Annotated in this window: 13 protein-coding genes; 2 read left to right on the forward strand and 11 right to left on the reverse strand. The window is 68.2% G+C overall.

Annotation, left to right across the window (positions count from 1 at the left end):
* Nucleotides 1-497 precede the first annotated feature (497 nt).
* The 11 genes from EV372_RS24160 to EV372_RS24210 form a co-directional block, all read right to left on the reverse strand.
* Complete coding sequence (locus EV372_RS24160) at nt 498-1,583, reverse strand: hypothetical protein (protein WP_130397905.1); 1,086 nt, start codon at nt 1,581-1,583, stop codon at nt 498-500.
* Nucleotides 1,580-3,622, reverse strand: a complete 2,043-nt coding sequence (gene fxlM, locus EV372_RS24165; RefSeq protein WP_130397906.1) for a methyltransferase, FxLD system — start codon at nt 3,620-3,622, stop codon at nt 1,580-1,582. Before fxlM ends, EV372_RS24160 begins: the two co-directional genes overlap by 4 nt.
* On the reverse strand, nt 3,615-4,853 hold the full coding sequence (locus tag EV372_RS24170; protein WP_486484045.1) for a lanthionine synthetase C family protein: 1,239 nt from the start codon (nt 4,851-4,853) through the stop codon (nt 3,615-3,617). The genes fxlM and EV372_RS24170 overlap by 8 nt, the downstream gene beginning before the upstream one ends.
* On the reverse strand, nt 4,850-7,048 hold the full coding sequence (locus tag EV372_RS24175) for a lantibiotic dehydratase family protein (protein WP_130397908.1): 2,199 nt from the start codon (nt 7,046-7,048) through the stop codon (nt 4,850-4,852). The genes EV372_RS24170 and EV372_RS24175 overlap by 4 nt, the downstream gene beginning before the upstream one ends.
* 61 nt (nt 7,049-7,109) lie before the next feature.
* Entirely contained in the window at nt 7,110-7,265 is a 156-nt protein-coding gene (locus EV372_RS24180) for an FxLD family lanthipeptide (RefSeq protein WP_165436030.1), read from the reverse strand.
* Between the two features lie 67 nt (nt 7,266-7,332).
* Complete coding sequence (locus EV372_RS24185; protein ID WP_130397910.1) at nt 7,333-7,491, reverse strand: FxLD family lanthipeptide; 159 nt, start codon at nt 7,489-7,491, stop codon at nt 7,333-7,335.
* A 111-nt stretch (nt 7,492-7,602) separates the two neighbouring features.
* On the reverse strand, nt 7,603-8,460 hold the full coding sequence (locus tag EV372_RS24190; RefSeq protein WP_130397911.1) for a Scr1 family TA system antitoxin-like transcriptional regulator: 858 nt from the start codon (nt 8,458-8,460) through the stop codon (nt 7,603-7,605).
* Nucleotides 8,461-8,985, reverse strand: coding sequence for a DUF6879 family protein (locus EV372_RS24195; protein ID WP_130397912.1), 525 nt, complete (start codon nt 8,983-8,985; stop codon nt 8,461-8,463).
* Nucleotides 8,969-9,163, reverse strand: a complete 195-nt coding sequence (locus EV372_RS24200; protein WP_047867932.1) for a hypothetical protein — start codon at nt 9,161-9,163, stop codon at nt 8,969-8,971. Before EV372_RS24200 ends, EV372_RS24195 begins: the two co-directional genes overlap by 17 nt.
* 332 nt (nt 9,164-9,495) lie before the next feature.
* Nucleotides 9,496-9,711 carry a helix-turn-helix domain-containing protein gene (locus tag EV372_RS24205; protein ID WP_130397913.1) on the reverse strand — a complete coding sequence of 72 codons (216 nt, stop codon included), beginning with the start codon at nt 9,709-9,711 and terminating at the stop codon, nt 9,496-9,498.
* An 802-nt stretch (nt 9,712-10,513) separates the two neighbouring features.
* On the reverse strand, nt 10,514-10,930 hold the full coding sequence (locus EV372_RS24210; RefSeq protein WP_130397914.1) for an ATP-binding protein: 417 nt from the start codon (nt 10,928-10,930) through the stop codon (nt 10,514-10,516).
* A 519-nt stretch (nt 10,931-11,449) separates the two neighbouring features.
* Here EV372_RS24210 and EV372_RS24215 point away from each other — a divergent pair.
* Both EV372_RS24215 and EV372_RS24220 read left to right on the forward strand, forming a co-directional pair.
* On the forward strand, nt 11,450-12,781 hold the full coding sequence (locus EV372_RS24215; protein ID WP_130397915.1) for an NsdA family TPR-like regulatory protein: 1,332 nt from the start codon (nt 11,450-11,452) through the stop codon (nt 12,779-12,781).
* Nucleotides 12,782-12,815: 34 nt separating this feature from the next.
* A complete protein-coding gene (locus tag EV372_RS24220; RefSeq protein ID WP_130397916.1) occupies nt 12,816-13,289 on the forward strand; it encodes an SAM-dependent methyltransferase in 474 nt (157 codons plus the stop codon).
* The last annotated feature ends 180 nt before the right edge of the window (nt 13,290-13,469 follow it).

The following is a 13,469-nucleotide window of genomic DNA, read 5'->3' on the forward strand; positions in this document are numbered from 1 at the left end:
AACCCTCCGCGCTGATCGTGTTCCCTCGGCAGGGTTGAATCCCATGAATGTGGCCTGCTCTTGGAGCGCTTGGGCACTGTTCCCTAAAGCCATTGACATCACGGTCACCAACGTGGAGACCACGGAGAACGGGATGTCCATCGAGGCGGGAACCGCGGGTGAGGGTGCTTGCTGCCCGGGCTGCTCCCAGTGGTCGCAACGGGTGCACGGCTCCTACTGGCGTCACCCGCCGACCTACCCGCCGCCGGATCACCGGGGCGCCTTCGCTTTCGGGTCCGCCGGTTCCTGTGTCCGAACCCCGGATGCGGTCGGTGGATCTTCGTTGAACAGGTGCCAGGCCTGACCCGCCAACTGGCATGAACCGGCTTTAGTGGAGCCGTGTTTTCGGACACACCCGGCACGAGACAGTAGGTGGCATTCTCCTGCTTGTGGTAATAGCCGGTGAACAGCAGGGCGTTGACATAGCCAGACCCCCTTTCAGCTACAGGGACCGCCTGTCATGTAAAAACCGAGCGATTCTCGATTTTTCGGCCCGCTTCTCTGATCGCAGTGTGCAGCTCGTGGAACAGAGGCCCAGGGAGGGTTCGTCTGTCAAGGCCGGAGGACTCGAGCACAGGGATCAAGCTGTCCATCTGCTCAGATGAAAGCTTTCCTTCCCATGCGGTGAGCAGGTCCCGGGCCGCGTACCCGTCCTGTGCACGGACGATGGCGACGACCAGTTGCGAAGTGAGCTCGGAGGCATTCTCCTGGAAACGTCCGAGAAGATCCGTCGCAACGATCCCGAGCCGTGTTGTGAACACGACTCGGCCGTTGTCGACGTTACGGACACGGTCTATAGCCGTTTCGGCGTCGGCGGTCGTGACCTCGGCGGATTCCTTGCGACACCACAGGACCAGGACCGCCTGGACGGCCCTCTCCCACGGTTCCCGGACCTCGCTGCCCTCGGCTATGGCCAGCGCAGTTCCAAGGCTTCCTCCGGTGAGCGCGGCGATGATGGCGACCTGACGGCCGTCGAAGAGGCGATCGCCGATCCCGCCGTGTCGCTGGGCGTGCTCGGCAGCCTCTCGCCACCGCCCTTCAGTAACCAGGGCGCGCATCCCGTCTCCCAGGTAGACCGTCCACAGCCAGCGGTGTAACTCCCCCCGGTCCTCGTCGGATGCGACGATCCGGTCCAGAGGGAGCTCGTGGTCGTCGATCACGGTGGCTGTGGCCATGCGTACCCCTTCGCGCAGGGAGGTGAGCATCGCGAAGGCTTCTGTGCCGTCGCCCGCACGGATACGGAGCCGGGCCAGGTTGACCACCGGTTCCAGAGCGCGTTGGGCCATGGTGGCGTTCAACGGCAGATGCGTCAGATACGCGTGTGCGTGCTCCCAGCACCAGTCGCGGGCCAGCTCGGGCAGTCCGACATCGGAGGCGAGCAGCGCCGCGCCGTTGTAGACCTGCGCAGCGGCGGCCAGCGCCTCCTCACCCGAACCGGAATGCGCGGTCCGTCCCACCGCGGCGAGGCGTTCCACGCGCGCGTTCAGGCTGTCCGCAGGCGGGCGCGGCCGAGGGATGAGCGGGAACCAGTGCGCGAACCTCATGCTGGCTCTCCCCAGGAGACCACCAGGGTGGAGTGGGCCCGCGCCAGCACCCGTCGGGTCGCGGTGGAGGATTCCGGGACGGGGCTGTAGTGCAGGGCGAAGGAGAGTTCCTCGGCGCGGTGGGGCTCCCAGGCCCGGATGTGCTCGGCCATCTGCTCGGCCAGCTTCTGCTCGGCCAGCTTCTGCCCGGCCGGGGCATGGCCGATGACACCGACCTCGTGGCGCCCCGGCTGGCCTTGCACCGGGCGCATCGTCAGGTACGCCAGCCCCCGCTCGCCCGCGGGGACGCTGGCCATGTCACCCCAAGGCAAACCGGGCGAGACCAGGCCGCTGGCCACGGCTTGCGGTTGCACCGGCATACGCGAGACGCGGTTGTCCAGACGGGTGGCCAGCCACAACCACATCGGGTCCAGGGGCTGACCCTTGCCAAAGTCCACCCCCGTCCAGGTGGTGGTGCAGGGCTCGGCGAGCACATGGTCCACCTGCTCGGGTGCGATGCTCTGGTCCTGGTTGGTCTGGAGCAGGACCGTCCCGTCGGAGTCCAGGGCCAGGATGCGGCGCGGGTCGTCACCCACGCCTCCGCCACGCAGGGGCATGAACGTGCACAGCTGACTGTCCACGGATACCCAGTGGTCGCCGCGAGCTTCGAAGACGATGGAGCGGGAGACGTCTCCGGCGATGCGCACCGGAGCGATGAGCCTGCCACCAGGGGCGAGCTGGTCCACCCAGGCGCGGGGCACGTCGTGACAGCCCACCGTGGCGATGATCCGGTCGAACGGCGCGCCGTTCGGATGACCGAGCGCGCCGTCGCCCAGAACCACGGTGACATTGGCGGCGCCGTTCTCCTTCAACCGGGCACGCGCGCCCTCGACAAGGTCCTGGTCGACGTCGATGGTGGTGACCGACCCGGCCGGCCCGACCAGGCGACCGATGAGAGCCGCGTTGTACCCAGTGCCCGCGCCCAGCTCCAGTACGCGCATACCCGGTCCCAGGGCGGCCTGTTCCAGCATGGTCGCGACGACTCCGGGCTGGGAGCCGCAGCTGATGGAGACGCCGTTGTCGTCGTGCTTGATGTGCACGGGGGCGTTGGTGTAGGCCTCCTCCAGGGTGGCGTTGGGGACGAAGGCGTGGCGCGGCACCGCGCGGAACGCTTCCTCCACCGCCGGGGTGGTGAGGACACCGTTCTCCCGTAGCTGCCGGATGAGTTCCTCGCGTAGGACCTGGGCGGACTCGGGTGTGGCGCGGTGGGTGGTGTCGGTCATGGCGGCCTTTCTGGCGGTGGTGGACAGGATGTGCTGGTCCCGGTAGGGCAGGCCCCACCGGTTGAAGGCGAAGATCAGATGGTGGGCGCACACCGTGCGCAGGCCCCGGCTCAACCTGCCCTGGGTGGCGAGGTCGGCCAGGGTGGCTCCGGCCGCGGTGAACACCTGCGCCCAGTCGCTGGTGTGGCGCAGCGGCCCCGAAACGGCAAGAGGACGCGGGTTGAGAGTCATGAGGGTGCGCGCCGAGGAGACCAGTTTCTCCTCCACGCTGAAGGGCTGGGGGAGGGCGCGCAGGGCGGTGACCTTGGCCCAGACGTCGGCCTGCTCGAACCAGTCCAGCCGTGCACCGCGTAGGAAGGCGCTCCCCAGGAGGAGGGCGAGTTCACGACGGCCGAGCTCCGTGCCGGACGTCGCGCTGCGGCGCCCCAGGTAGGCGAGGAGGTGTCGGCTGTCCTTGCAGAACACGGCGTGGGCCAACGCCATCCCCGCCGATCCGCCGAAAGCCCCGGTCTCGGGCTCGTGTATGCCGTGCACCCACCGGGCCACGGCTCCCTCACGGTGTAGGCGCTCCAGTTCGGTGTCAAGGAACTGCCGGGCCGGGCAGCCTCCGGTGTAGCGCAGCCGCCAGTGGGGCCTCTTGCGAACGAACCACCACGTCGGCACGAGCCCTTCCCGGCGTGCCTGTTCGAGGATCGGGCTCAGGCTGTGAACGACCAGGTCTTCGGCGGCGGTCCAGTCGGCCCACTGGACGAGGATCTGCGGCTGCTCGTTACCCATCAGCGTGGTGCTCCTGGTGGTCGAGAAGGAGAAAGACCGCCCAACCCATGTCGGGTGAGGGGGTGTGCAGCGTGTGCAAGGCGGTGGCGATACCGGCGGCCCCCTCCAACAGGCCGATTCCGGTTCCGGCGAGCAGGCCGTTCGCCACCGCGGCGGTATCGCTGTCCGAGAGCGCGGCGCACAGCCCCGGGGCGTTGCCCAGCGCGGTGGCGTGGGCGAGCACCGCCAGACCGGAGCGGCCATGGCACAGCGAAGAGCCCAGCTCCATGGGCTCCTCGGTGAAGACGCGGGCAAGGGTGCTCTGCGCGGCGGCGTAGCGCCGCTGGTCTCCCAGGGCATCAGCCGCGAGCAGCTGCGCGCGGGCCACACCGGCGGCGCCGTAGCACCACGAAGGTCTTTGCGGGCCGACCAGGCTGCGGGTCCCGTCGAGCTGTGCGCGGGTGACCCAGTACGGCCACCACGCCCCGGCCGGAGACGACCGTTGCCATGCATCAAGCCAGGCCAGGATGCGCTCGATGGCTTCCACGTGTCCGTCCGCCTCGATTCCGCGCCGCAGAGCGGCTGCCAGGAGAGTCAGGGGACCGGTGATGCCGTGGGCCATGCCGGTGTTGGCGTGTCCGCCAGGGAAAGCGGCGTCGACCCTTCCTCCTGGGCCGACCGGACTCCACCAGCCGGGGAGCGTACGGCCGTGGACGATGACCGGCTCGGTCAACCGCACCAGATAGGCCAGCAGGTCCAGGAGGAGCGGACCTTGCGGGTCGCGGGCCAGGAGCAGGGCGCCCAGCCCGGTCAGGCCTCGAATGGTGTCGAACTCCGAGAGCAGCGGAAGCCCACCGGCGTCCATCCGCGCGTGCGCCCACTCCAATCGGGAGAGCACGATCCGTTCCACGGCCCTGTCCAGCCGGGCGAGCTCACCCTCATACCCCGGGTGGACCGTCGCCGCCCGGTGCAGGACGAACATCATCGCAGGCGCGCCGTAGTACAAATGCGCGCTGGGAGAGGAGTCCACGCCCTCGACGACCGCACACTCCAGCCACCGCCGGACACGGTCCCACGATCCGTGACCGGTGCGGGCGCGTTCGATGTGCAACAGCGCCAACCCGGCCGCGCCATGCGCCAGCGACTGGGGCCACCACCGCTCTCCGGCTAGCGCACGGCCCTGTTCGGGTGTGGCCAGGCGGTCGGCCACCAGTCCCGCTATCTCCGTCGCTTCGGCGGTCGTGGTGTTCACGCGGCCTCCTTCCGGCAGAGCTGAACGAGAACCTCGGTCGGCCGCCCCTCGCACCATCCGGACGAGCACGGGTCAGGCGCTTCGGTGAGAACCGTGCCGCCTTCCTTGTCCACCTGGGCACGCAGCAGGAACAGGTGCGCCGGTTCGGCAAGGTCCAGGCGCAGCCGCTGGTCGCCCTTGCCCAGGTCCACCACGCCGGGCAGGTTGCGGCGCTCAGCCCAGACCACCCACTCTCGCCGCCACCGCGGCCACGACGCGGTACGCGGGGGAAGGTCGGCGGCCCTGACACGCCAGCGGGCGTTGGCCAGGACCACGTTGCCCGAGCGCACACGGGGCAGGAACGGCAGCGAGGAGGCCGCGCCCCAGTCGAACCCGGTAACCACCGCGCGTCCGGAGCGGGGGATTTCGGCCAGGAACCGTGCCAGCGGCGGGGCGTAACGCAGGTTCAGCGCGTGCGGCACGACAGGCTCAACCCTGCACGCCAGGGCGCGTGAGAACAGGAAGAGACCGTCGTCACCGCACCCGACCGCGAGATCGTCCACACCCAGCTGTCCAGGCCCCGGACCGGGGTACTCACCCACGCTGACCAGGTGATCGAGAAGCCTCCCCGAGCGGAGCAGATGGGCGCTGCGGGCCCGCAGCGCCGGGAACGACAACTGCACCGGCACCGCCCCGGCGGAGGTGGTGCGCGAGACGGCTTCGCGCAGGTCGTCCCGGACACCGGCCAGAGCGGTGAAGCGGCCCGCCATGGTGGCCGCGCTGCGGGAGGCGCCCAGCACCGCGACGCGGAACCGGCCGCTGTCCAGCGCGGCTCGTGAGGGCGACTCCACGCGCAGGTTCAGTTCCGTGTGCCCAGGAGGCGGCGCAGACTGCCGACTGGCCAGCTCATCCAGGAACGCGTCTGCGCTGATCTCCCACCGACCGTCCAGGGCGGCGGTTTGGGCCTGCTCCAGCAGCCAACGGTCGCGGCTGGTGAGGGGCTCGGCGCGGCCTTCGACGTCGCCGGTGGCGTACCCGACGGGGAAGCCCAGCCCGGTCTGGGGGTGCACGACCTCGCGGATGGGCACGAGCGCGTCGCCGTACCGGTCGGCGAACCGTTCCCGGTACGTGCGCCACGCAGGCAGCCCGTCCGGGTGAGGGGACAGGACGGTCAACATGTACGCGGCCTGCTCCGCCGCGCGCGTCACCGCCATGGGCAGAGCTAGGTCGGCGTCCACTCGCACGTCCACCCCCAATGGTTGGAGCCAGGACACGCGCGCGACCGCCTCCTCGGCCTCCTTCCGCGCGCAGGGACCGTCACCGCGGTTGTGCTCCTCCACCGCCGTGCGCGCCCCATTGAGAAGCGACACCAGCGGCCGGACTTCGGGCAGAGCGCAGCTGTTGCTCTGAGCGAGGGAAGAGACGAGGCAAGCAAGGGGGTCGGTCGCGCTGGACGCCGGAGCCAGAGAGGTGAGCAGTGCCCGCACCTGGACCAGCCGGGCGAGCATGGCGTCAGTGCTCACGGAAGGTTCATCGGGATACTCAGCGGCCAGCTTGGCCCGGAGCGTCGACCACGGCACGGGTTGATGTGCTGATTCCAGGACCAGGCGTACGGCGCTGCTGATGCGGATCTCAACCTGCTCCGTGTCCGACCCGGGCGTACCCGGGTCGGGGCGCGCGTACTGGGGCACGACGAGGTGCCCACGCTCTTCGACCACGGTGTTGTTGACCACCACCAGCAGGTACTCACGCACCGCAGGCAGGGCCTCCAACGTGCCGACGACCTCGGCTACCCATACCCCGCCAGGGGAGGCCACCTTTTGGTGAGCGCCACCCCACGCCACTCGTGAGCGTTCAGTGAAGGTCGCGGCGGTCGCGCCGGCGAACAACCCGAAGGGAGTAGCGCGGCTGTGGGCCCGCAGCACGTAGCGCAGAACGGCAGCGGTTACCTTCCGGGCCCGGCGTACCCTCGCCGCGGCCGGATCCTGGACGAGCAGAGCCTCCATACCGACCGCCAGGTCAGGCGAGGCGTGCCGGATCGCCTCGGCCAGACCCGGGTGCTTCCGCACGCGGCGCAGCCATTCCAGCCACGGGCGCGGGTCACTGCCGCTCAGATCCGGTACACCGTTCGTCGGTAGGTCGTCGAGCAGGCTCGCCCGCACCAGCGGTCGGCCGACCACACGCCAACCCACGTGCTGCTCCTCGCCGGAAGCCATATCCCCTCCTCCCTAGGAGTGCTGGTCGGCACCGGTTCCAGGCCGGTGCCGACCGTGCGAATCAATTCGGGGTACTGACGCACGCGTCCGGACAGCTGGAGCCGCAGCCGTCGTCACTGGCGGGAAACGGCTGTGTGGAGGGGACCGATGCGATGAGGCGAAGGTCCAGGGTCAGCGGCTCGGGCGGTTCGGTGTTGACGGGCTCGGTCAGGTGCACGGGCTCTCCTGTGGGTGCTGGTGGCGATGAACGGACCAAGGATCCGGCGTAGCCGGGAAAGCGTCGTTCAGGCCGAGGCGCTCGTGGTGCAGGCGTTGGGACAGCTGGAGCCGCAGCCGTCGTCGGTGAGGTTGATCAGCTGGGCCAGGGAGTCGCTGTTCTCGATCAGTCGAATGTCGAGGGCGAAGGGAGATTCCGGGCCGGGGTTGTCCTGCGTGTTCTGCACAGGTCTTTCCTTTCTCATGGGGGCCTGTGAGCACAGCTCAGATTAGGGACCCGCACAAGACAGGTGAAGGAGTTTCCCGCCAGGGAATAAATTCGTTCCCCGCGGTGCCGGTTATGCCCGGTTGCGGTATTCCTGGGCGAGGTCGCGCAGGAATGACCTGGTGTTTTCGCCTTCGAGCGCGTGTTCGTGGAAGAAGGCGAATATCTCCATGCTGTAGGAGATATCCTTCGGGTCGCGCAGGGCGAGCTTGCCCGTGAACACCTCGACGGTCACCAGGCGGTCGTCGTAGACAGTGAACCCGTTGAGGGGGCCGCTGGGCACAGGGGGATCGGCGGGCACGATGCGGATGTCCACGCTGGGCAGCTCGCTGAGCGAGGCGATCCGGTCCATCTGCACCGCCATCGCCTCCGGGCGGCACAGCGGCCAGCGCAGCGCGGCCTCGGTCAGGACGAACACGAAGCGCTTGCCCTCGTCGTAGAGCACCGTCTGGCGCTCCAGGCGCCGAGCGAGCGCCGTCTCCCAGCTCGCACCGCGGTTCACCAGCGTGTGCGACAGGGTCTGGCGCGCGTAGTCCGGGGTCTGCAAAAGCCCGGTGATCATGCAGGGCAGGAAGAAGCGGATGGTGGACGCCGAGGCCTCGATCGCGGCCAGGTCCCGCTGCGTCTCCCCGAGTCCGCGCTGGAGCGCGGTACGAAACCCCTGGTAGTCGATGTTGGCCACACGGGCCAGCTCCAGCAGGCGCGCCGTCTCCTCCTCCCCGGGCGGGACGTCGAGCGCACGCAGGATGCGCTCGACGTCCAGCGCGGAGGGCAGCACTCGGCCGTTCTCGATCTTGCTGACCTTGGCCTGGCTCATCCCACTGCGGATGGCGAGCCGCGCGCCGGTCAGCCCCGAGGCGCGGCGGAGGCTGCGAAGGGCCTCCGCCAGCTCGCTGCGCGGCTGTTGGGCATGGTCGGGCTCAAGCGTCAATCAGTTGGCCTTGTAGTACTCGGTGAAGGGGACGGCGTGCTCCAGGGCCAGGTTCTTGTAGGCGACGTAGGGGGCGGGGTCGGCCCCCTCCAGGAGTTCCCGGCCTCTCTGGGTTCCGTCGGCAGCGTAGTGCATGAGCACCACATGGGTGTCGTCGAAGAGCCAGAAGTCCTGGCGGGGCAGGCCGGGGTCGGGGGTGGTGGCGAAGTCGAGGATGTTGACCTCTTCGCCGGCCTGGACGCTGAAGGCGTATCCCCACTCGAACTGGAACCGCAGGTGGTCGCCGACAGGGCTGGTCAGGGTGTGGACCCGTCGGATCCGGCGCCCGGACTCGATGTGGTTGCGCACGCGGAGCAGGTAGCTGTCGGTGTGCAGTTCCTCGGCTGGGCGGGTCTGCCCGGCCAGGAACTGGCGCAGTTCCTCTTCCTCCTCGGGCACGGTGTAGCTGGGCAGGGTCTCCAGGCGGAATGCCTCGTGTTGGAAGGAGTCGAAGAACTCCCGCCAGGCGTCACCTTCCAAGTGCACGGGCGGCCTCCTCGATCAGGTGTGTGGGGATCTCGACCGCGGCCTCTCCGGGGGAGGGGGTGAGGCCGGTGGTGTCGGTCAGGAGCGCGCCCTGCACGACGACGGTCCCGTTGTCGGTGGAGTAGATTCCCGGGCAGTCATCCCGGTTGCAGTCGCCGGAGAGCTTCTCGAACTTCATGGCATGGCCCTTTCCGAAAGGGTCGAAACGGAATTTACAGTAGAGAGGTGCTCGGGCCCGGTCAATCTCTGGCCGGATATTCCTGCCTGGGAATAAATCCGGGCTGTGCGGACGGTTGCGCGCTGTTTGTGTGGAGCGGTGATTCGGTGGAAGCCGGGGGCGCAGTTGGTTATGCCGCCTTCCAGCGGAAGACTGCTCCGTCTCTGAGCCCGAGGCGTGTGCGGGTACACCACGGCCGCCTCGTGGACGGTCACCTCCGGCAGTGGCTCGTCGGCTTTGTCGTACCTGATCCGGGCTCCCCACGAGGATGCGCGGACCGGCTCGTGGCGGCTCTACGGGGTGGGGGCGGGTTCGTCCGGTTGGTTGAGGAGGGTGGCGATGTGTTCTTTGGGGTAGCGGCGTGCTCCGCCGGGGGTGCGGAAGGGTTTGAGGACGTTGTCCCATTGGCCTCGGTGGAGGCTGCGGGGTCGGATGTTGAAGAGTTGGGCGACTTCGCTGGGTGTGAGGACGTCGGGGCGGCCGTCGAGGAGGTAGCTGTAGTCGGGCATGAGGGGCTTTCCGTTGGTGTCCGGTGGGGTCGATGAGGGCGCGCACCGCCAGGGGTTCGCCCGCGTTTCCCGTCCAAGGCCAGGCGCACCAGCTCCGCGATGGTGAGGTGGCGTGCTACGTCGTGAGTGACGCGGGTCAGATGGGCGGTCTCGGCCAGCGGGTCCGCCCGGGTTCGGATCACGGTCAGGTCGTGGGGCGCGGATGCGGGCACAGGTCTCCTTGTTCCTGATCATGGAGGGGCGTAGACGTTGTGGCCGCGGTCGCGGGGAGGGCCACGGGGCCCTCACCGCACGCGGTCATGAGGACCGCTCGAGGAAGGCGCGGACCTCCCCGAGGTCGTAGAGAATCGTGGTGTCTGTGTCGAGCGAGGTGAGGGTGTATACCGCCCCGAGCATGCGCCGTTCGCGGGTCAGGACGAGTCCTCGCTGCGCGGCCTGCCATCGGACCTCTTCGAAGGCGGTACGAATCTGGTGGGGCCGGTCGGAGGTGCCGGGGCGGCGCGGAGGGCGTGACGACCTGTTCTTCATGGGTTCGTGCGCTGTGGTGGGATGGACAACTTCATGCTCTTTCGAGGTCTCGGGATGAGGCGGGGGCACCGGCTTCCCGGCTCCGATGCCCCGCGTATCCGGTGGTATGTCACCGGGGAAGCTGCCCTGTGCCCTGGGTGGGGCGGCGTTGTGGTGTGGGGCCCGGACCCGAGGTGTCTGGTTTCCTGGGGCCCGGGTGGGTGCGGCGCGGAAACCCCTGACCGGACGGTGGGGTGCGTCATCGCCGGACCAGCTCAGGGCGGCTGGGGCGCCGTCATCGGAGCAGCTCCGCGAAAACGCCGCGCCCGGTGGCCAGGCGCCCCCACGAGGAGGCGAGCGCGTCGACCAAGAGCAGGCCGCGGCCGTGCTCGTCCAACAGCCCGGGGCTGGCGGGGTGGAGAGGGTGTGTGTTCTCGAAGGGGCCGCCGTCCCGGACTTCGATGCGAATCCGGTCAATGTAGATGAGGGCCCTGACCGCGAACTGTCCGTCAGCGGTTCCGCTGCGGGTGTGCTCGATGGCGTTGGTCGCCAGCTCGGAAAGCACGAGGGTGATGTCCTCGGGTGGTTTTATGCCCTGGTCGGTGAACCGCTCGTCCAACCAGGCACGAGCAGCTTTGACGGAGACGGCGGTCCCGGGAAAGCTGGCCCGACCCCTCCAGACGAGAGCCTGGTCGTGTGTGAGGGCGAGCATCAGCACCCCCTCGCGGTGCTGGGCATCGACTCCGCATGGAGCCTCAGGCGTGCGGTCGGAATGTCGAGGCCATACACGGTGTGAGGGTTACGGCGGGCTTTCCTACAAGGAGGGGCCGTCTCAAACCAGCGCGTACTGGTCCCGTGTGCTGTGGCGTCGGTATGCTCCTGCATGTCTCACCTCAGGTCATTTCAGGTCAGGTGGGGCGTCACGCCCTGGAGCCGCCGTTACCCGGCACCAGGGCGTTTTCTGTTGTGGATGTCCGCGACGCGCATCCCTCCACGAGAGATCGGAGCGAGGCCTTCCGCTTCACTCCTCGTGCAGCCAGACGAAAGGGTGCGACCGGTACTGGCCACAGAGGTCTGCAAAAATCTCCGCACGCCAGCGACATGGGCCGTTACGGTGAGACAACCATCTCCACGCCCTCATCGGTACGGGTGCGTGGCCACGGACCCTGCCAAAGCTGCCAAAGGTATTTCGGAGTGCGGAATGCGCGGCCCCAACCTGAAACTGAAGGCTGTGATCGCTGAGCTCGGGTGGTCACAGCAACAAGTCGCCGCCCGATTCGTTCGGGTAGCCAAGGAGATGGGGCACTCTGACCTGCTGAGTGTGGGCCGTTCCACCGTCTCCATGTGGGTCACGGGCACGCAGCCACAGGGACACGCTCCAGACGTGTTGTGCGAGACGCTCTCCCGAGGGCTGCTGCGTCCCCTGCGTCTGGAGGAGATCGGGCTGGCTCGTTCCTCCGCTCCGTCTGTCCAGAACCCTTGGGAGGCGGATACCCTGGCCGCGCTGGCCGAGCTTGGGAGCGACGTGCACAGAAGGCAATTCATCGGCACTGCCGTGTACTCAGTCACCGGGCTTGCTCTGCCGGGGTCCTCCTGGTGGAGTGAGAGCGTGGATCGTGCCCGATCCCGTCCGCTCAGCCGTGGAACAGTCACGCAAGGAGACGTTGAGGCGATCCGGGACGCGACCCGCCTCTTTCAACGCCTGGACCAGCAGCGCGGCGGAGGCTACGGGGCTTCGACCGCCAGCGTGTTCCTGACCGAAGAGGTCCTCCCGGCTCTGCGCAAGCAGGCACCCGAACGGATTCGCAGCGAGTTGTACACCGCCGCCAGCGAACTGGTGTACGTCCTCGGTTGGTCCTCCTTCGACGCCAACCGACACGGCACGGCGCAGCGTTTCTTGCAGCTTTCGGTCAAGCTCGCCGCCGAGGCCGGGGACCGGGCCCTGGCCGGTCACGTACTGCGGGCACTGGCACACCAGGCCATGGACCTCGGGCACTTCCCGCAGGCCGCGAGTCTGACAGCCGCCTCCATGGACGGCGCCTGCTACCGTGCCGCTGGCCCTCGCGAGCGGGCTCTCCTCGGTGTGGTGCACGCCCGCAGCCTCGCCTGCGTGGGTGACCACAAGGCATCAGCGCGTGCCCTCCTTCAAGCCGAGGACGACCTGTCGGACGCCACGGAAGGGCAGGACGAACCGGGCCGCATCTGGTTCTTCGCCCAGGCCAGTCTCGCGCACGAAACCGCCCGTACCCTCTACACGATGGGCGACCTCGGTTCTGCGGAGCGCGAGTTCAAGCGCAGTGTGCGGCTGCGCCCCGCCGAGTTCTCCCGAACCCACGCCGTGACCCTTGGCTACCTCGGTGAGATCCAAGCGGCCCGTGGGGAGATCGAAGCGGCCTGCTCCACGTGGACACAGGCGCTGGACACGATGGAGGGAGTGCGGTCGGGACGGGCCAAGAACACCGTGCAGACGATGCGCACGGTACTCGGCACCGTGCGTGGGCGCGGGATCCAAGCGGTACGCGAAGTCGACAACAGGGCCGCTGAGATCCTACGTGTAACCTGATCCGGCTCTTCCCCTCAGTCCCGGAGGACCGCTCGTGGAGATCACGCTCACCCCTATCGCGACCGTCGTCGGCGAGCGCAGCGAAGTTGCTGACGACTACTGGGGAGGGGTGCGGTCGATCATCCGGCTCAACGAAGACCTGCCGGTAAGCACCCTCCAGGGGTTGGAAGAGTTCTCCCACATCGAGGTCGTCTGGCATTTCAGCCGAGGGTCGGAAGCCGACATCCACCTCGGATCGCGGCACCCCCGAGGGAACGCGGCCTGGCCGGAGACTGGAACGTTCGTGCACCGCAACCACCGGCGCCCTGCGCGGATCGCTGTCTCCCATCCGCGGCTGCTCCGGGTCGAGGGCCAGGATCTGCACGTGGAGGACCTGGACGCTGTGGACGGTACTCCCGTTCTCGACATCGCACCATGGTTTGTCGAGTTCGGCCCCAGGGGTGAGGTGAGTCAGCCCCGTTGGCCTGGAGAAATGCTCAGTAACTATTGGGAAGCACCCAAATCCTGAAATTAAGTACTGGCTTTATGGTAAGCCATGCATGGGGTGGGAAGAAGCGTACTCAACTGCCCTCCGTTTTGAGAGTGGCCCCGGCCGAGTTCTGCGGTCGAGCGTGTCCTGAAAAAATTCTTCCCCTCTGGTCATCCTGCTGGCGAGTGCGGCCCTGACATGGTGCTCACTGCTTGCTCA

Source organism: Nocardiopsis sp. CNZ308 (assembly GCF_004217075.1).